At 53.2% G+C, this 16,482-nt stretch carries 17 protein-coding genes; 13 read left to right on the forward strand and 4 right to left on the reverse strand.

The annotated features are described in order from the left end of the window. Nucleotides 1-69: 69 nt before the first annotated feature. The gene (dpiA, locus tag OGW17_RS15110) at nucleotides 70-747 is read right to left on the reverse strand and encodes a two-component response regulator DpiA (protein ID WP_012133367.1); all 678 of its coding nucleotides are present in this window, start codon (nucleotides 745-747) and stop codon (nucleotides 70-72) included. After that, nucleotides 716-2,377, reverse strand: coding sequence for a sensor histidine kinase DpiB (gene dpiB, locus OGW17_RS15115; RefSeq protein WP_012133368.1), 1,662 nt, complete (start codon nucleotides 2,375-2,377; stop codon nucleotides 716-718). The genes dpiA and dpiB overlap by 32 nt, the downstream gene beginning before the upstream one ends. A 386-nt stretch (nucleotides 2,378-2,763) precedes the next feature. Between dpiB and citC the strand changes: the two genes are divergently transcribed. The 11 genes from citC (at nucleotide 2,764) to uspG (ending at nucleotide 11,851) form a co-directional block, all read left to right on the forward strand. Then, a complete protein-coding gene (citC, locus tag OGW17_RS15120) occupies nucleotides 2,764-3,840 on the forward strand; it encodes a [citrate (pro-3S)-lyase] ligase (protein WP_012133369.1) in 1,077 nt (358 codons plus the stop codon). Continuing rightward, the gene (citD, locus tag OGW17_RS15125; RefSeq protein WP_012133370.1) at nucleotides 3,837-4,133 is read left to right on the forward strand and encodes a citrate lyase acyl carrier protein; all 297 of its coding nucleotides are present in this window, start codon (nucleotides 3,837-3,839) and stop codon (nucleotides 4,131-4,133) included. The genes citC and citD overlap by 4 nt, the downstream gene beginning before the upstream one ends. Then, a complete protein-coding gene (locus OGW17_RS15130) occupies nucleotides 4,130-5,038 on the forward strand; it encodes an aldolase/citrate lyase family protein (protein WP_024130551.1) in 909 nt (302 codons plus the stop codon). Before citD ends, OGW17_RS15130 begins: the two co-directional genes overlap by 4 nt. Before the next feature lie 9 nt (nucleotides 5,039-5,047). Beyond that, a complete protein-coding gene (citF, locus tag OGW17_RS15135; protein WP_012133372.1) occupies nucleotides 5,048-6,580 on the forward strand; it encodes a citrate lyase subunit alpha in 1,533 nt (510 codons plus the stop codon). A 3-nt stretch (nucleotides 6,581-6,583) separates the two neighbouring features. After that, complete coding sequence (citX, locus tag OGW17_RS15140) at nucleotides 6,584-7,135, forward strand: citrate lyase holo-[acyl-carrier protein] synthase (RefSeq protein WP_071259769.1); 552 nt, start codon at nucleotides 6,584-6,586, stop codon at nucleotides 7,133-7,135. Continuing rightward, a complete protein-coding gene (citG, locus tag OGW17_RS15145) occupies nucleotides 7,107-8,015 on the forward strand; it encodes a triphosphoribosyl-dephospho-CoA synthase CitG (RefSeq protein ID WP_071259771.1) in 909 nt (302 codons plus the stop codon). The genes citX and citG overlap by 29 nt, the downstream gene beginning before the upstream one ends. Before the next feature lie 24 nt (nucleotides 8,016-8,039). Then, nucleotides 8,040-9,503, forward strand: a complete 1,464-nt coding sequence (citT, locus tag OGW17_RS15150) for a citrate/succinate antiporter CitT (RefSeq protein WP_012133375.1) — start codon at nucleotides 8,040-8,042, stop codon at nucleotides 9,501-9,503. Nucleotides 9,504-9,631: 128 nt separating this feature from the next. Beyond that, complete coding sequence (rna, locus tag OGW17_RS15155; RefSeq protein ID WP_071259772.1) at nucleotides 9,632-10,438, forward strand: ribonuclease I; 807 nt, start codon at nucleotides 9,632-9,634, stop codon at nucleotides 10,436-10,438. 218 nt (nucleotides 10,439-10,656) lie between these two features. Further along, entirely contained in the window at nucleotides 10,657-11,067 is a 411-nt protein-coding gene (gene rnk / locus OGW17_RS15160) for a nucleoside diphosphate kinase regulator (RefSeq protein WP_012133377.1), read from the forward strand. Between the two features lie 137 nt (nucleotides 11,068-11,204). Next, complete coding sequence (gene yldA / locus OGW17_RS15165) at nucleotides 11,205-11,294, forward strand: small membrane protein YldA (RefSeq protein ID WP_275148965.1); 90 nt, start codon at nucleotides 11,205-11,207, stop codon at nucleotides 11,292-11,294. Nucleotides 11,295-11,422: 128 nt separating this feature from the next. Next, nucleotides 11,423-11,851: a universal stress protein UspG gene (gene uspG / locus OGW17_RS15170; RefSeq protein ID WP_024130553.1), complete on the forward strand. Its 429-nt coding sequence runs from the start codon at nucleotides 11,423-11,425 to the stop codon at nucleotides 11,849-11,851. A gap of 76 nt (nucleotides 11,852-11,927) precedes the next feature. Here the strand turns inward: uspG and ahpF are convergent, their stop codons facing one another. Then, on the reverse strand, nucleotides 11,928-13,493 hold the full coding sequence (gene ahpF, locus OGW17_RS15175; RefSeq protein ID WP_071259774.1) for an alkyl hydroperoxide reductase subunit F: 1,566 nt from the start codon (nucleotides 13,491-13,493) through the stop codon (nucleotides 11,928-11,930). A 187-nt stretch (nucleotides 13,494-13,680) separates the two neighbouring features. Further along, on the reverse strand, nucleotides 13,681-14,244 hold the full coding sequence (gene ahpC, locus OGW17_RS15180; protein WP_012133381.1) for an alkyl hydroperoxide reductase subunit C: 564 nt from the start codon (nucleotides 14,242-14,244) through the stop codon (nucleotides 13,681-13,683). Nucleotides 14,245-14,618: 374 nt separating this feature from the next. Here ahpC and dsbG point away from each other — a divergent pair, with 374 nt between their 5' ends. Further along, on the forward strand, nucleotides 14,619-15,365 hold the full coding sequence (gene dsbG / locus OGW17_RS15185) for a thiol:disulfide interchange protein DsbG (RefSeq protein ID WP_071259776.1): 747 nt from the start codon (nucleotides 14,619-14,621) through the stop codon (nucleotides 15,363-15,365). Nucleotides 15,366-15,578: 213 nt separating this feature from the next. Continuing rightward, nucleotides 15,579-16,481 carry a DNA-binding transcriptional repressor CitR gene (gene citR, locus OGW17_RS15190; RefSeq protein WP_049011612.1) on the forward strand — a complete coding sequence of 301 codons (903 nt, stop codon included), beginning with the start codon at nucleotides 15,579-15,581 and terminating at the stop codon, nucleotides 16,479-16,481. Nucleotide 16,482: the final 1 nt, after the last annotated feature.

The following is a 16,482-nucleotide window of genomic DNA, read 5'->3' on the forward strand; positions in this document are numbered from 1 at the left end:
ATCCGGCCTACAAAACTCCCCGTAGGCCCGGTAAGCGCAGCGCCACCGGGCGATTGGTCAATCTCGAATTCAACCGTGGTAAATACGCTGCGGTCTGCCCACTTTTCCGTGAATAATCTCGGCAATAATCAAATGCTGACTGGCGCAATACTCCAGATACCGCCGGGATGTGGTACGGCTGATCGTCAACGCCTGCGCCACCGTCTCAGCCGTATGGCGCGTCGCTGGGTCGCTAAACAGCTTCAGCACGGCATTCAGCGTCAGAGCATCAATCCCGGTCGGCAAATCACCTTTTGGCTCCCCTCGCGCATAGGCATTAAACATCTCGTCAATCTGCCGTTGGCTGGCGCTATCGTTACCCGCCAGCATACGCCGGCGTTGCTGATACCGCGTAAGCGTCTGCCCCAGACGCTCATAGGCAATCGGCTTCACCAGATAATCAAACGCCCCCCAGCGCACCGCTTCGGAGACGGTTTCCATATCACTGGCGGCCGTGGTAAACACAATTCCGCCGGGATAGCGCGCCTGCATCAGTTCATGCAGCAACGTGATGCCCTTCCCATCCGGCAGATAGTTATCCAACAGAATAAGCCCGGGTTTAAAACGTTCGATCATCATACGGGCCTGCGCCAGATTGCCCGCCAGCCATATCTGGCTGAAACCGGGAATATGGCGGATATATTCCGCATGCATTTCCGCCAGCAGCGTTTCATCCTCAACGATCAATAGGGTTAATGGTTCCGTCATCGTTTTTTTTCACTTTCGGAAGAAATAGAGAAAACAAGGTGCCACAGGGATCATTATCTTCCAGCGTAATCACCCCGCCACAGCGCCCCACATAACTTGCAATCAGATACAGCCCGATGCCATGTTCGCCTGGTTCATCGGTTCGGGTGCTGACACCCTGTTCAAATATTTTTTCGCGCAGAGATTCAGGAACGCCGCATCCCTGATCGGCAACTTCAATCACCACATCGTCCCCTTCGTCGCTCAAATAGAGTTCAACGACGTTATTCCCTTCCCGGGTACGCAAACTGGCTTCAAACGCGTTATCGAGAAGATTGCCGACAATCGCGGCAAATTCGGTGCTATCAAGCCCTTCCGGGAGTCGGTGCAGCTGACTCCCGGGTACGATCGTCATTTTTAGCCCCAGCTCCCGCGCCCGCTGGACTTTGCCGAACAGCAGACCGGCGACCTGGCGATCGGCAAACGCGCTGCGTAGACTATCGATCAGTTGCTGTTGCGCCTGCGACTCGCCCTGCACCATTTCCCTGACCCGATCATACTCTTTCATCTGGAGCAGACCGTTGAGCGTCGACATCCAGTTCAGGTGTTCATGACGCAGCGTTCTCAGGCTCTCCACATACTGTTTTATTTGCGTCAGTTGGGCGTTCAGGGTGGAAATTTCATCCTTGCTGCGAAAGCTGATGATCGCCCCCAGTAATTCATCCCCGGAGCGAATGGCCTCACGATTGGCAATAACGCTCAACCCATTGAAATTCGCCATCACATCCTGGCGTTTTTCCGCAATCTGCTGTGTGAAGAAGTCCGCAGGATTAACAACCGTCTCTATCGACTTACCCAGCCATTGCCGCCCCGGCGAACGCAGCCCCAGCATTTTTCGCGCGTTGCGGTTAATGGCAGTAATGTGCCCTTCCGGGTCGACCGCAATTAATCCTTCATACACTGAACTGAATAATGCCTCCTGCTGGCGCACAACGCGCGCAATCTGCTTTGGCTCCATCCCGAGCATCTGGCGGCGAATGTGGGCGGCGAAAAACCAGGAAAGCAGCATAAGCACCACCAGCAGCAGAACGAATACTCCCGCCATCGGCAGTAAAAAATCCAGTCGCCAGCTGTCAATTTTACTGACCAGATAACCGATGGAAACCACGCCGATCACGTTGCCATTGTCGTCAAATATCGGCGTTTTAGCGCGCATCGCCATACCAATAGACCCCTTGCCGGTGATGAAATAGCTCTCACCGTTCTCCAGCGCGCCGGGTTTCGTGAACTGCATCGGATAACCAATTTTTTCCGGGTTAGGATGGTAGAGGCGAATCGAGTTTTTGTCGCCGATGACCACATAATCAAAATCGGTGTCGCTTTGTAGTTTATCCGCGATGGTCGCCAGCCGCCTGTAATCCCGGTGTTTCACGGCCGTGATGATACTGTCGTTAGAGGCGATAATCTTTGCCTGGTTCATCGCCATATCCCTGACATGCGATGCCAGATAGTCTTCAAAGCTGGCGGAAAAATAGCGGGCTAACGCGGCGATGATGAAAACAGAAACGACCAGAATGAGCAGAAAAATCCGCAGCGGGAATGCGAGTTGACGAAAAAAAAGAAACCGTTTTTTATTTTTTGGGTCGGGCATTGTTATTCCTTCGCTGGCGTAAGCGTCTCATTTCCCGTATATGTAATAAAAATGTTTTAACTTTCTGCTGTGCATTTAATAGCGATCGTTACAGATTCCCCACCTTAAATCAATTAAACAAATAAAACCCACCGCGCAACTTGCTATTAAATTAATTAAAAAACTTAAAACCATTAAACACATAAAAACCATCTAAGTGTTTGTGAAATAAATCAAAATTTACCACTAAAATACCCCTTACGATGTAGGCAACAGAGAGAAAAAGAAATACGTCGTAATAAAAACAACGACCGCTCCAATTGAAAACAAAACGTTATCAGGTTGCAACGGCACACAACATACGCAAAAAACTGGCAACAAAATATATCATCAGGACGCTCAATACTATGTTCGGTAATAATGTATTCACGCAAGTGAAACGCTCAGAAAATAAAAAGATGGCGGTTATCACGCAATTTCTGAAAGAGAATGATTTAAGCGTAGATACCACTGTCGAAGTTTTTATTACCGTTACGCGCGATGATCGTCTTATTGCCTGCGGCGGTATTGCCGGAAATATCATTAAATGCGTTGCTATCTGCCAATCCGTGCGCGGCGAAGGGCTGGCGCTGACGCTGGCTACAGAGTTAATCAACCTCGCCTACGAAAGGCACTGTACGCACCTCTTCATCTACACCAAAACAGAATACGAAGCGCTCTTTAAACAGTGCGGCTTCTCAACGCTGGCTGATGTGCCTGGCGTGATGGTGCTCATGGAAAACAGCAATACGCGCCTGAAACGCTACGCTGAATCCTTAACGAAACTGCGTCATGACGGGAAAAAAATCGGCTGTATCGTCATGAACGCCAACCCCTTCACAAACGGGCATCGCTATCTGATCCAGCAGGCCGCCGCACAGTGCGACTGGCTGCATCTGTTCCTGGTAAAAGAGGATACGTCGCGTTTTCCGTATGAGGACAGGTTTGATCTGGTGATCAAAGGAACAACGGATATTCCACGCCTGACCGTGCATCGCGGTTCCGAGTACATCATCTCGCGTGCGACCTTTCCGTGCTACTTCATCAAAGAACAAAGCGTCATTAACCACTGTTACACCGAAATCGACCTGAAGATTTTCCGCCAGTACCTGGCGCCAGCATTGGGTGTAACACACCGTTTTGTCGGCACGGAACCGTTTTGCACCGTCACCTCCCAGTACAACCACGATATGCGCTACTGGCTGGAGACGCCAACGCTTCCCGCCCCCCCCATCGAGCTGGTGGAAATTGAGCGGCTGTGTTTCCAGGAGATGCCGATTTCCGCCTCCTGGGTGCGCAAGCTGCTGGTTAAAAAAGATCTCACGGCTATCGCACCGCTGGTTCCCAACCCCACTCTGCACTATCTGCAAGGCATGGTTGAACGTAACCCGTCCAGCGCGGTAGTCCGCCAAAAGACCCCCGCATTAGAAACAGGTGAAAAATGAAAATAGACCAGGCTGCCGTCGCTGGCACACTTGAGTCCGGTGATGTGATGATTCGCATTGCTCCACTCGACACGCAAGATATTGACCTGCAAATCAACAGCAGCGTTGAAAAACAGTTTGGCGACGCCATTCGCGCCACCATTCTGGATGTGCTTGCCCGTTATAACGTCCGCGGCGTGCAACTAAATGTTGATGACAAAGGCGCGCTGGACTGCATTTTGCGCGCGCGGCTGGAAGCGTTACTGGCTCGCGCCAGCGGCATCCCCGCTCTGCCGTGGGAGGATCGCCAATGATTTCCGCTTCTCTGCAACAACGTAAATCCCGCACCCGGCGCAGCATGCTGTTCGTCCCCGGCGCAAATGCCGCGATGGTCAGCAACTCGTTTATCTACCCGGCTGATGCGCTGATGTTCGACCTGGAAGACTCCGTCGCGCTGCGTGAAAAAGATACCGCTCGCCGTCTGGTGTATCACGCCCTGCAACACCCGCTGTACCGTGATGTGGAAACCATTGTCCGCGTTAATGCGCTGGATTCCGAATGGGGCATTAACGACCTTGAAGCGGTGGTTCGCGGCGGCGCTGACGTTGTCCGTTTGCCGAAAACCGACACCGCTCAGGATGTTACCGACATCGAGAAAGAGATCCTGCGCATTGAGCAAACCTGCGGCCGTGAACCCGGCAGCACCGGACTGCTGGCCGCAATCGAGTCGCCGCTGGGCATTACCCGCGCCGTTGAAATCGCCCACGCCTCCGAACGTCTCATCGGGATCGCGCTGGGGGCGGAAGACTATGTGCGCAATCTGCGTACCGAACGTTCCCCGGAAGGCACCGAACTGCTGTTTGCCCGCTGCTCCATTTTACAGGCGGCACGCTCCGCAGGCATTCAGGCGTTCGATACCGTCTATTCCGATGCCAATAACGAAGCGGGCTTCCTGCACGAAGCGTCACACATCAAACAGCTGGGTTTTGACGGCAAGTCCCTCATCAACCCACGCCAGATTGAACTGCTGCACAACCTGTATGCCCCGACGCTTAAAGAAGTCGCCCATGCGCGTCTGGTCGTGGAAGCCGCAGAAGCCGCCGCCCGTGAAGGCCGCGGCGTCGTCTCCCTGAACGGCAAAATGGTAGACAGCCCGGTGATTGAACGCGCCCGTCTGGTGCTCTCCCGTGCAGAACTTTCCGGCATTCGCGAAGAATAAGGCAAAAAAATGACGCAGAAAATCGAACAACTTCAACGACAAGAACGGGTAGCGGCCTGGAGTCGCCATGCCGAAAGCGAATTTTCCGCTTTTCAGAGCACTTCAAAACTGAATTTACAGGCGCAAAAACCGCGCGATAAAAAACTGTGCGCCACGCTTGAAGAAGCCATCCGCCGTTCTGGTTTACAGGATGGAATGACCATCTCTTTCCACCACGCTTTCCGTGGCGGCGACCTGACGATCAACCTGGTGATGGACACCATCGCCAGCATGGGCTTTAAAAACCTGACGCTGGCCTCCAGTTCGCTGAGCGATTGCCACGCGCCACTGGTCGGGCATATTCGCCAGGGCGTCGTGAGCCGAATTTACACGTCTGGTCTGCGTGGCCCTCTGGCGGAAGAGATCTCCCGCGGATTGCTGGATGAGCCCGTACAAATCCACTCCCACGGCGGTCGCGTCCATCTGGTGCAAAGCGGTGAGCTCAATATCGATGTGGCCTTCCTCGGCGTGCCGTCCTGCGATCCGTTTGGCAATGCCAACGGCTACACCGGTAAAGCCTGCTGTGGTTCGCTGGGCTATGCGAAAGTGGATGCCGAAAACGCCCGCCAGGTTGTTCTGCTGACGGAAGCGCTGCTGCCGTATCCGCATAATCCAGCCAGTATCGCCCAGGACCAGGTGGATCTCATCGTGCAGATCGAACGGGTAGGCGACGCCGACAAAATTGGCGCAGATGCGACCCGTATGACCACCAACCCGCGTGAACTGTTGATTGCCCGCAGCGCGGCAGACGTGATTGCCAACTCAGGCTATTTCCAGGAAGGCTTCTCTCTGCAAACCGGAACCGGCGGCGCCTCTCTGGCAGTAACCCGTTTTCTGGAAGACAAAATGCGCAGCCGCGATATTCACGCGGATTTCGCGCTGGGCGGCATTACCGCCACGATTGTCGACCTGCATGAAAAAGGGCTGATCCGCAAATTGCTGGACGTACAGAGCTTCGACCGTAACGCCGCAGAATCGCTGGCCCGCAACCCGAATCACATCGAAATCAGCGCCAACCAGTACGCCAACTGGGGTTCAAAAGGCGCATCGGTCGATCGTCTGGATGTCGTGGTGCTGAGCGCCCTGGAGGTGGATACCCAGTTCAACGTGAACGTGCTGACCGGTTCCGATGGCGTACTGCGCGGCGCTTCAGGCGGTCACTGCGATACCGCCGTTGCCGCCGCGCTGTCAATCATCGTCGCACCGCTGGTTCGCGGCCGCATCCCGACGCTGGTCGATAACGTGCTCACCTGCGTAACGCCTGGCTCCAGCGTCGACATTCTGGTGACCGACCACGGCATCGCCGTCAACCCGGCACGCCCGGAGCTGGCGGAACGCCTGAAAGAAGCGGGAATGAAAGTGGTCTCCATTGAATGGCTGCGTGAACGTGCGCAGTTGCTCACCGGCCAACCTCGCGCCATTGAATATACCGATCGCGTCATCGCCGTAGTGCGTTACCGCGACGGTTCGGTCATTGACGTTGTTCATCAGGTGAAGGAATAAGCCATGCACCTGCTCCCTGAACAGGCCACTCGCTATGCGGTTTCCATTCCCGAGCTGCTCGTCAGCCGTGATGAGAGACAAGCGCGGCAACACGCCTGGCTGACGCGCCATCTCACTCCACTGGTCTCCTTTACCGTGGTGGCGCCTGGCCCGATTAAAGACAGCGAGCTTACTCGCCGAATCTTCAATCACGGCGTAACCGCCCTGCTCGCCGTGGCGAAAAAAGCAGGCTGGTCTGTCAGGGAGCAGGCTGCACTGGCCTCAGCCAGTGGGCCGGAAGGGTTCCTCGCCATTGAGGCTCCGGCCCGCGATCTCAAGCTCGCCACGATCGAGCTTGAGCATCAGCATCCGCTGGGACGTTTATGGGATATCGATGTGCTGACGCCGGAAGGCGACATTCTGTCCCGCCGTCATTTTTCGCTTCCTGCCCGCCGCTGCCTGTTGTGCGAGCAAAGCGCCGCTGAATGCGCCCGGGGGAAAACCCACGCGCTTTCCGACTTACTTATTCGCATGGAGGCGCTGCTGCATGATGCCGATTCCAGCCACATCAACTGACTCCGCCGCCATTCCTCAGACGCTGCTTGACGCGTACGCCCTGCTGGCGTGGCGCGCCATGCTGACTGAGGTCAATTTATCTCCCAAGCCGGGTCTGGTCGATCGCATTAACTGCGGCGCGCACAAAGACATGGCGCTGGAAGATTTCCATCGCAGCGCGCTGGCCATTCAGGGCTGGCTGCCGCGTTTTATCGAATATGGCGCGAGCTGCGCGCAGCTACCGTCAGACGATGTACTGAAAGGGCTACGTCCATTAGGTATGGCCTGCGAAGCCGACATGTTTCGCGCCACTGCCGGCGTTAACACGCATAAAGGCAGCATATTTTCCCTGGGACTGCTGTGCGCCGCCATCGGACGCCTGCACCAGCAGCATTCCCCGATCACTCCTGTAAACATCTGCTCGACCGCCGCAACATTTTGCCGGGGTCTGACCGAGCGTGAACTGCGACAGAACAATCAACAACTCACCGCAGGTCAACGCTTGTACCAACAGCTGGAGTTAACTGGCGCGCGCGGCGAAGCCGAAGCGGGTTACCCGTTAGTGATCCGCCATGCTTTACCACACTACCGCGCATTGCTGGCGCAGGGGCGCGACCCCGAGCTGGCGCTGCTCGACACCCTGCTGCTGCTGATCTCAATGAACGGCGACACCAACGTCGCATCACGCGGCGGCGCGGAAGGTCTGCGCTGGATACAACAGCAGGCGACAACATTATTACGGCAAGGAGGCATTCGTTCTCCTGCCGATCTTGAACATCTCCACCGGTTCGATCAGCAGTGCATTGCACGCAACCTCAGCCCTGGCGGCAGCGCCGACTTACTGATCGTCACCTGGTTTTTAGCACAAATTTCGCAAGTTAATCATTTACATAATTATTGAAAGATCCTTTTCGGAGAATCACTTATGTCTTTATCTAAAGATAATATATGGAAGTTATTGGCCCCATTAGTCGTTATGGGCATCATGTTTTTGATCCCCGTCCCGGACGGCATGCCCCCTCAGGCATGGCACTACTTCGCCGTTTTCGTGGCGATGATCGTCGGGATGATACTGGAGCCGATTCCGGCCACCGCGATCAGTTTTATCGCGGTGACCATTTGCGTTATCGGCAGCAACTATCTGTTATTTGATGCCTCAGAGCTGGCCGACCCGGCCTTTAACGCGGGCAAGCAGGCGCTGAAATGGGGTCTGGCGGGCTTCTCCAGCACCACCGTCTGGCTGGTGTTCGGCGCATTCATTTTCGCGCTGGGCTATGAAGTCACCGGTCTGGGCCGCCGTATTGCGCTCTTCCTGGTGAAATTCATGGGTAAACGCACCCTGACGCTGGGTTATGCCATTGTCATCATCGATATTCTGCTGGCGCCGTTTACGCCGTCCAACACCGCGCGTACCGGCGGTACGGTATTCCCGGTAATCAAGAACCTGCCGCCGCTGTTTAAGTCGTTTCCAAACGATCCTTCCGCGCGCCGCATTGGCGGTTATTTGATGTGGATGATGGTCATCAGTACCAGCCTCAGTTCTTCCATGTTCGTGACCGGCGCGGCGCCTAACGTTCTGGGTCTGGAATTCGTCAGCAAAATTGCCGGTATTCAGATCAGCTGGTTGCAGTGGTTCCTGGGCTTCTTACCGGTAGGGATCATTCTGCTGATCGTCGCACCGTGGCTCTCTTACGTACTCTACAAACCCGAAGTGACCCACAGCGCCGAAGTTGCGGCATGGGCTGGCGAAGAGTTAAAAACGATGGGCACGCTGACCCGCAAAGAGATGACGCTGATCGGTCTGGTGTTGCTCAGCCTCGGACTGTGGGTATTTGGCGGTGAAGTGATTGATGCCACCGCTGTCGGCCTGCTGGCGGTATCCCTGATGCTGGCGCTGCACGTTGTGCCGTGGAAAGACATCACGCGTTATAACAGTGCGTGGAACACCCTTGTTAACCTCGCGACGCTGGTTGTTATGGCCAACGGCTTAACCCGTTCTGGCTTTATCGACTGGTTTGCTACCACAATGAGCGCCCATCTGGAAGGCTTCTCACCTAACGCAACGGTGATTGTGCTGGTACTGGTGTTCTACTTTGCTCACTACCTGTTCGCCAGCCTGTCCGCACATACCGCAACCATGCTGCCGGTCATTCTGGCGATAGGTAAAGGTATTCCAGGCGTTCCGATGGAGCAACTTTGTATTCTGCTGGTGCTGTCCATCGGTATCATGGGCTGCCTGACGCCGTATGCAACAGGGCCGGGGGTCATCATCTACGGCTGCGGCTATGTAAAATCCAAAGATTACTGGCGTCTTGGCGCGATCTTTGGGGTCATCTACATCACCATGCTGCTGGTGGTTGGCTGGCCGATTCTGGCGCTGTGGAACTAAACATCGGCACATAATGCCGGATGACGGCTAACGCGTTATCCCTCTCATGCCAGTCAGATAAACCTGACTGGCTTTTTTTATGGTTAAATAGGTGATATTCAATATTTGTATGAGTTTCAGCATTCATCATGAAATCAACATGGCGTTATGGTTCTCTCCTGGCGGTATTCCTGCTTCCCCTCTTCAACGTTAACGCTGAGCCACTTCAGGCAAAACAGTACGCTGATTTTGACCGCTATGTGCTGGCGCTCTCCTGGCAAACCGGTTTTTGTCAAAGTCAGCATGAGCGCGATCATCGGGAACCCGAAGAGTGCCGTCAGCAGAAAGAGATTCCCAACAAAGCTGATTTTCTGACTGTCCACGGTCTGTGGCCAGGTCTGCCGGGATCGGTTGCCGCGCGTGGCGTGGACGAGCGCCGCTGGATGCGGTTTGGCTGCGCGACTCGTCCGCTCCCCAATCTGCCGGAAGCGCGCGCCAGCCGCAAATGCGCCGCGCCTGAAACCGGCCTTTCACTGGAGAGCGCGGCAAAACTCAGCGCGGTCATGCCCGGAGCCGGTGGAAAATCCTGCCTGGAACGTTATGAATACGCCAAGCACGGTGCCTGCTTTGGATTTGATCCAGACGTTTATTTCGGCACAATGGTACGGCTGAACCATGAGATAAAACACAGCGCGCTGGGCGATTTTCTGGCCGCAAATTACGGGAAAAGGGTCAGCCGCGCCGCGTTTGACGCCGCCGTCGCCCAAAGCTGGGGGAAAGAAAACGTGAAGGCAGTGAAACTGAGCTGCCACGGGAACCCGGCTTATCTGACGGAAATACAGTTCTCGCTCAACGCCGCCAGGATTAACGATCCGCTTTCCGCTTCCTCGTTTATATCGCAACCCCATCCGGGCAATTGCGGGAAGCGGTTTGTGATTGACAAAGCGGGTTACTGAGGCGGCATGCAGACTTGAGAACCATCACGGCTTGCGACTAAAATTTACGCAAAGACAACCGTATTGAGGATTTCCCCGAATGTGAGCTAAATCACTTCAAAGAAGGGGGAAGTCTCAGTATTATCATGAAAGCTAAACCCTCGCCGCCTGACGGTGAGGGTTTTCTTTTGGGATTATTTACCTGCGGCACTCGCAGCATCGACGACATGGAGTAACAAATGTCCAGACCAACTATTATCATCAACGACCTCGACGCCGAACGCATCGACCGCCTGTTGGAGCAGCCTGCGTTTGCTGGTTTACCCATTGCTGACGCATTAAATGCGGAGCTGGATCGCGCCCAGATGTGCTCGCCGGAAGCCATGCCGCACGACGTCGTCACCATGAACAGTCGGGTGAAATTCCGCAATCTCAGCGATGGCGAGATTCGCGTGCGCACGCTGGTGTATCCGGCGAATATGACCGACAGTAATACGCAGCTTTCTGTAATGGCGCCGGTGGGCGCGGCATTGCTGGGCCTGCGCGTCGGCGATACCATTCACTGGGACCTGCCTGGCGGGGCGTCCACTCACCTTGAAGTGCTGGAGCTTGAATATCAGCCTGAAGCAGCGGGCGACTACCTGCGCTAAACCATCTGGATAAGCGTTCACCCGTTTACACAGAGGATGCTCCCTGCATCCTCTTTCCGAAAATCACCCATTCCTCCTGGTTCACCCCCGTTCCCCGTCATCCAGAATTAATCCGTTTCATTGCCGCGAGTACGGTCATGAATGAGGCTCTTTTCATCACGCTGGCATTTCTTATTATGATGGCGATTATCGTCGTGGCCGTGCTTTACCTTGAGCGACACTGGTAGCTTCTGGTCATAAGCATCAATCAGTCGTAAAGAAACGTTGTGATATGAAAAGTGCCGGGCAGATACCAGAAAGAAATATTATTATATGTTTGAATGAATTCAGTATTAGTTAACAGGGAGAAACGGGTATGTATAAGACAATCATTATGCCGGTTGATGTTTTCGAAATGGAACTTAGCGACAAGGCCGTGCGCCACGCAGAGTTTCTGGCGCAACAGGATGGCGTCATTCATCTGTTGCATGTTCTTCCGGGCTCCGCCAGCCTGAGTCTGCACCGCTTTGCCGCCGACGTTCGTCGTTTTGAGGAGCATTTGCAGCACGAAGCGGAGACTCGCCTGCAAACGATGGTGAGTCATTTCAGTATCGACCCTTCCCGAATTAAGCAACACGTCCGCTTTGGTAACGTGCGGGATGTGGTGAACGAACTGGGCGAAGAGCTGAATGCGGACGTCGTGGTCATTGGCTCCCGCAATCCGTCTATCACCACGCATTTGCTGGGCTCTAACGCCTCCAGCGTTGTCCGCCATGCTACGTTGCCGGTGCTGGTTGTGCGGTAAATCGCACGGTTGTTGCGTAAAAAAAGAGGCTGCCATTGGCAGCCTCTTGCATTGCAGGTGTAGTCTTACTTTCTTTTTATGCCGTCTTACTGCGGATCAGATAATCAAATGCGCTCAGAGAGGCTTTCGCGCCTTCGCCCGTCGCGATGATGATCTGTTTGTAAGGAACCGTGGTGCAGTCGCCTGCGGCGAATACGCCCTTCACGCTGGTTTCGCACCGGCCATCAATGATGATTTCGCCCATACGGTTACGCTCAATCGCGCCTTCCAGCCAGTTGCTGTTTGGCAGCAAGCCAATCTGTACGAAGATCCCGGACAGCGCAACGTTGTGGATGTCGCCGCTTACGCGATCGCGATATTCCAGCCCCGTCACTTTACTGCCGTCGCCTTTCACTTCCGTTGTCTGCGCGTTCAGAATAATGTCGACGTTTTTCAGGCTACGCACTTTATCTTGCAGAACCTGGTCGGCTTTCATTTCTGGCGCAAATTCCAGCAGCGTAACGTGCTCAACGATCCCCGCGAGGTCAATCGCCGCTTCCACGCCGGAGTTCCCTCCGCCGATTACCGCAACGCGTTTGCCTTTAAACAGCGGGCCGTCGCAGTGCGGGCAATAGGTTACGCCTTTCGTGCGGTACTGATCTTCGCCCGGCACGTTCATGTTGCGCCATTTGGCACCGGTGGCAATGATAATGCTGCGGGCTTTCAGCACCGCGCCGGAAGCGGTCTCAATCTGATGCAGGCCCCCTTCCGTTGCCGCCGGAAGCAGTTTGCTCGCGCTCTGGCTGTCGATCACGTCAACATCGTAATCATCAACGTGCGCTTTCAGTGCGCCAGCCAGCTTCTGCCCTTCCGTTTTTGGCACGGAAATATAGTTCTCGATATCAACGGTATCCAGCACCTGACCGCCAAAACGCTCGCCCATCAGACCGGTACGAATGCCTTTACGTGCGGAGTAAACTGCCGCTGCCGCCCCCGCCGGGCCGGAACCGACAATCAGTACGTCGTAAGCGTCACGCTTATTCAGCTCTTCCGCCGCCCGTTTTTCTGCGCCGGTATCCACTTTGGCGACGATTTCCGTCAGCGTCATACGTCCCTGACCGAATTCGTTACCGTTCAGGTACACAGCCGGAACGCCCATCACATTACGATCGGTGATTTCATTCTGGAATGTGCCGCCGTCAATCGCGGTATGTTTGATACGCGGGTTCAGCACCGCCATCAGGTTCAGCGCCTGTACGACGTCAGGGCAGTTGTGGCAGGAGAGCGAGTAATAAGTTTCAAACTCGAAATCGCCGTCGATATCGCGGATCTGCTCCAGCAGAGACTGCGCCTCTTTCGACGGATGGCCGCCAGTCCACAACAGCGCCAGCACCAGCGAGGTAAATTCATGCCCCAGCGGAGAACCCGCAAAGCGCGGCCCCTGGTCAGAACCTGGGTTTGCTATCAAGAAAGAAGGCTTGCGCACCGGCAGGCTGTTATCTTCTTTAAATGTGACTTTCTCTGACAGTTCAGCGATTTCAGCCAGCAGTTCCTTGATTTCTGCCGATTTAGCGCTGTCGTCCAGCGTGGCAATCAGCTCAACAGGCCTGGTCAGTTTCTCAAGATACGCTTTGAGCTGAGTTTTCATGTTAGTGTCGAGCATTATTCTTCCCTCTCTAAAAACATCATCATGCAAGTTGCCTTATACCGGCAGCCTGAATGCGACTTGCATGATGGTGCTGGAATGAAATGGGCGCGAGTGCGCCCATTGATTGCCGGGTGGCACTTCGTTTACCCGGCCTACGGTGTTGTAGGCCTGTGCAAGCGCAGCGCCGCCGGGCTTTGCTGACTTAAATCTTGCCGACCAGGTCCAGGGACGGAGCCAGAGTCGCTTCGCCTTCTTTCCATTTAGCCGGGCAAACTTCGCCTGGGTGAGCAGCAACATACTGAGCCGCTTTGATTTTACGCAGCAGGTCAGATGCGTCACGGCCGATACCTTCAGCGGTAACTTCGATAGCCTGGATGATACCCTGCGGGTCAACAACGAAAGTCGCACGGTCAGCCAGACCTTCGTCTTCACGCATGTTGTCGAAGTTACGGGTCAGGGCGCCAGTCGGGTCACCGATCATCGCATATTTGATTTTTGCGATGGTTTCAGAGCTGCTGTGCCATGCTTTGTGAGTAAAGTGGGTGTCGGTAGAAACAGAGTAAACGTCTACGCCCAGTTTCTGCAATTCATCGTAATGATCTGCAACGTCGCCCAGTTCGGTCGGGCATACGAAAGTGAAGTCAGCCGGGTAGAAGAAGAAGACGCTCCAGCGGCCTTCGGTATCTTTCTCGGTTACTTCGATGAATTCACCGTTTTTGAACGCCTGGTTTTTGAAAGGTTTAATTTTGGTATTAATCAAGGACATCTATACTTCCTCCGTGTTTTCGTTGAGATGTAAAGTAACCAACTTTCCGTGATTGGGCTAATGCGTTTGCATTATCAAATCAATCAGCGATACCTAACAACTCACACAAGACAACGTTGTGAACGTTTAGCGACAAAAAGTAAAAAGGCCCCCTTTACAGGCGGCCCCATTACCTGAACTACCCGTAGGTAACTTCAGCGCCAGTGAAACTGGCTATGTGTTGCGCTCTACATTACCTTAACAAAGGCTGTAACAGCGAAAGGATTACATCACCCTACCAAAGAAAGGGCAATCTTCCGACGGCAGACCTTACCTATGACTGTGATAGGTTTTGCCGTCAATGTTCCTTTTGCACTGATTTTTAAGGAAATATAATGATAAAACGAACATTGCTGCTGACGTTGCTCCCGCTCATCGCCTTTGCTGAAGAACTGCCTGCCCCGGTTAAAGCGATAGAAAAACAGGGAATTACGATCCTGAAGTCTTTTGACGCCCCCGGCGGAATGAAAGGCTATCTGGGCAAATATCAGGATATGGGCGTGACCATCTACCTCACGCCTGACGGGAAACACGCGATTTCCGGCTACATGTACGACGAAAAAGGCGCAAACCTCAGTAATGCGCTGATAGAAAAAGAGATCTACGCCCCGGTCGGCAGAGAAATGTGGCAGCGGATGGAAAAAGCGTCGTGGATTCTGGACGGCAAAAAAGAGGCGCCGGTGATTCTTTATGTCTTTGCGGACCCTTTCTGCCCTTACTGCAAACAGTTCTGGCAGCAGGCGCGCCCCTGGGTCGAATCCGGCAAAGTACAGCTGCGGACGCTACTGGTGGGCGTGATCAAACCCGAAAGCCCGGCAACGGCTGCCGCTATCTTATCCACCCGCGATCCGGCAAAAACCTGGCATGACTATGAAGCGTCAGGCGGTAAACTCAATCTGGCGATCCCTTCACCGCTGCCAGAAGATAAGATGAAAACGCTGAATATTCATCAGAAACTCATGGACGATCTGGGGGCGAATGCAACGCCAGCCATTTACTATATGAATAAAGAAAATATGTTACAGCAGGTCGTCGGGTTACCGGAAAAAGCGCAGCTGGACATTATGATGGGTGAACATTAAACCTAAATTAAAGGGGGAAGATTGGCATTGTTTTTCTGTCAATCTCCTTTTCCATTATAAATCGCTCGCAAAGATATTCTGAGCTATGCTATTTTAGTATTATTGAAAGAGAATTTAAGCTTAGCAAACATCACTATTGTAAAGCATTGGATGTGTTGCATAACTATAACAAATATAGTTATGACAATAGTCACAAAACAGGAAGAAAAAAACATGGCTAATCTCTACGATCTCAAAAAATTCGATCTTAACTTACTGATTATTTTTGAGTGTATCTACCAGAATTTAAGCATTAGTAAAGCGGCGGAAACGCTGTACATCACCCCGTCTGCCGTGAGTCAATCTCTGCAACGATTACGAACTCAATTCAACGATCCTTTATTTATTCGTTCAGGAAAAGGCATCACGCCAACCGTCACCGGTATAAATCTGCATCATCATCTTGAGGAAAACCTCAATAGTCTGGAACAAACAATTAATATTATGCATAGTTCCAGTCTTAAGAAAAAATTTATCATTTACAGCCCTCAGCTACTTACTGCAATGAACGTAATAAAGCTGATTAATTTTATTATGGAAGATTCTTCCGTTGAAATTGAGCATCATGATATCCTGATGTCTGCGGAATCAGCAGAAGACCTGCTGGCATACCGCAAGGCGGACATGGTGATCACCACCACGCCGCTGAACAACCATTCGGTTGTCTGTACGCCTTTTAAAACAATCAAAAGCGTACTGGTGTGTCGTGCCGATCACCCCAGAATCAGTGACGCCAGTACATTAGCGCAAATACTCGAAGAACCGTTTACCTCATACCAGGGAGAGGAGCCAGGCGTTAAAGAATACCAGTCGCTGGTCAACTCCCTTCTTGCCAGTCGGAAAATTGGGTTTCGCAGTGACTCGATGGTTGCAATCATTAATACTATTGCTGAAACCAACATAATTGGCATCGTTCCTGAAGTCATATATGACTTCTTTCACTCCACCCTTAAACTGCAACGAGTTAATATTGATCAGGATTTACCTTCAGTTCAGTTATACCTGGTATATAATCGAACGTCACTGAATAACAAAGGTTTTACGAGTATCATTAACAAAATGACGGAAAATAGCTGAA

The organism is Citrobacter sp. CK181 (genome assembly GCF_030333595.1).
GTDB lineage: Bacteria > Pseudomonadota > Gammaproteobacteria > Enterobacterales > Enterobacteriaceae > Citrobacter_B > Citrobacter_B koseri.

What these genes read in the sequence shown, in the direction of transcription:
- ahpF (WP_071259774.1), bottom strand. Translation starts at nt 13,493, where the DNA reads ATGCTCGACACTAACATGAAAACTCAGCTCAAAGCGTATCTTGAGAAA.
- citD (WP_012133370.1), top strand. Translation starts at nt 3,837, where the DNA reads ATGAAAATAGACCAGGCTGCCGTCGCTGGCACACTTGAGTCCGGTGAT.
- ahpC (WP_012133381.1), bottom strand. Translation starts at nt 14,244, where the DNA reads ATGTCCTTGATTAATACCAAAATTAAACCTTTCAAAAACCAGGCGTTC.
- citC (WP_012133369.1), top strand. Translation starts at nt 2,764, where the DNA reads ATGTTCGGTAATAATGTATTCACGCAAGTGAAACGCTCAGAAAATAAA.
- rna (WP_071259772.1), top strand. Translation starts at nt 9,632, where the DNA reads ATGAAATCAACATGGCGTTATGGTTCTCTCCTGGCGGTATTCCTGCTT.
- yldA (WP_275148965.1), top strand. Translation starts at nt 11,205, where the DNA reads ATGAATGAGGCTCTTTTCATCACGCTGGCATTTCTTATTATGATGGCG.
- citF (WP_012133372.1), top strand. Translation starts at nt 5,048, where the DNA reads ATGACGCAGAAAATCGAACAACTTCAACGACAAGAACGGGTAGCGGCC.
- rnk (WP_012133377.1), top strand. Translation starts at nt 10,657, where the DNA reads ATGTCCAGACCAACTATTATCATCAACGACCTCGACGCCGAACGCATC.
- citG (WP_071259771.1), top strand. Translation starts at nt 7,107, where the DNA reads ATGATGCCGATTCCAGCCACATCAACTGACTCCGCCGCCATTCCTCAG.
- citX (WP_071259769.1), top strand. Translation starts at nt 6,584, where the DNA reads ATGCACCTGCTCCCTGAACAGGCCACTCGCTATGCGGTTTCCATTCCC.
- dsbG (WP_071259776.1), top strand. Translation starts at nt 14,619, where the DNA reads ATGATAAAACGAACATTGCTGCTGACGTTGCTCCCGCTCATCGCCTTT.
- citR (WP_049011612.1), top strand. Translation starts at nt 15,579, where the DNA reads ATGGCTAATCTCTACGATCTCAAAAAATTCGATCTTAACTTACTGATT.
- dpiB (WP_012133368.1), bottom strand. Translation starts at nt 2,377, where the DNA reads ATGCCCGACCCAAAAAATAAAAAACGGTTTCTTTTTTTTCGTCAACTC.
- dpiA (WP_012133367.1), bottom strand. Translation starts at nt 747, where the DNA reads ATGACGGAACCATTAACCCTATTGATCGTTGAGGATGAAACGCTGCTG.
- uspG (WP_024130553.1), top strand. Translation starts at nt 11,423, where the DNA reads ATGTATAAGACAATCATTATGCCGGTTGATGTTTTCGAAATGGAACTT.
- OGW17_RS15130 (WP_024130551.1), top strand. Translation starts at nt 4,130, where the DNA reads ATGATTTCCGCTTCTCTGCAACAACGTAAATCCCGCACCCGGCGCAGC.
- citT (WP_012133375.1), top strand. Translation starts at nt 8,040, where the DNA reads ATGTCTTTATCTAAAGATAATATATGGAAGTTATTGGCCCCATTAGTC.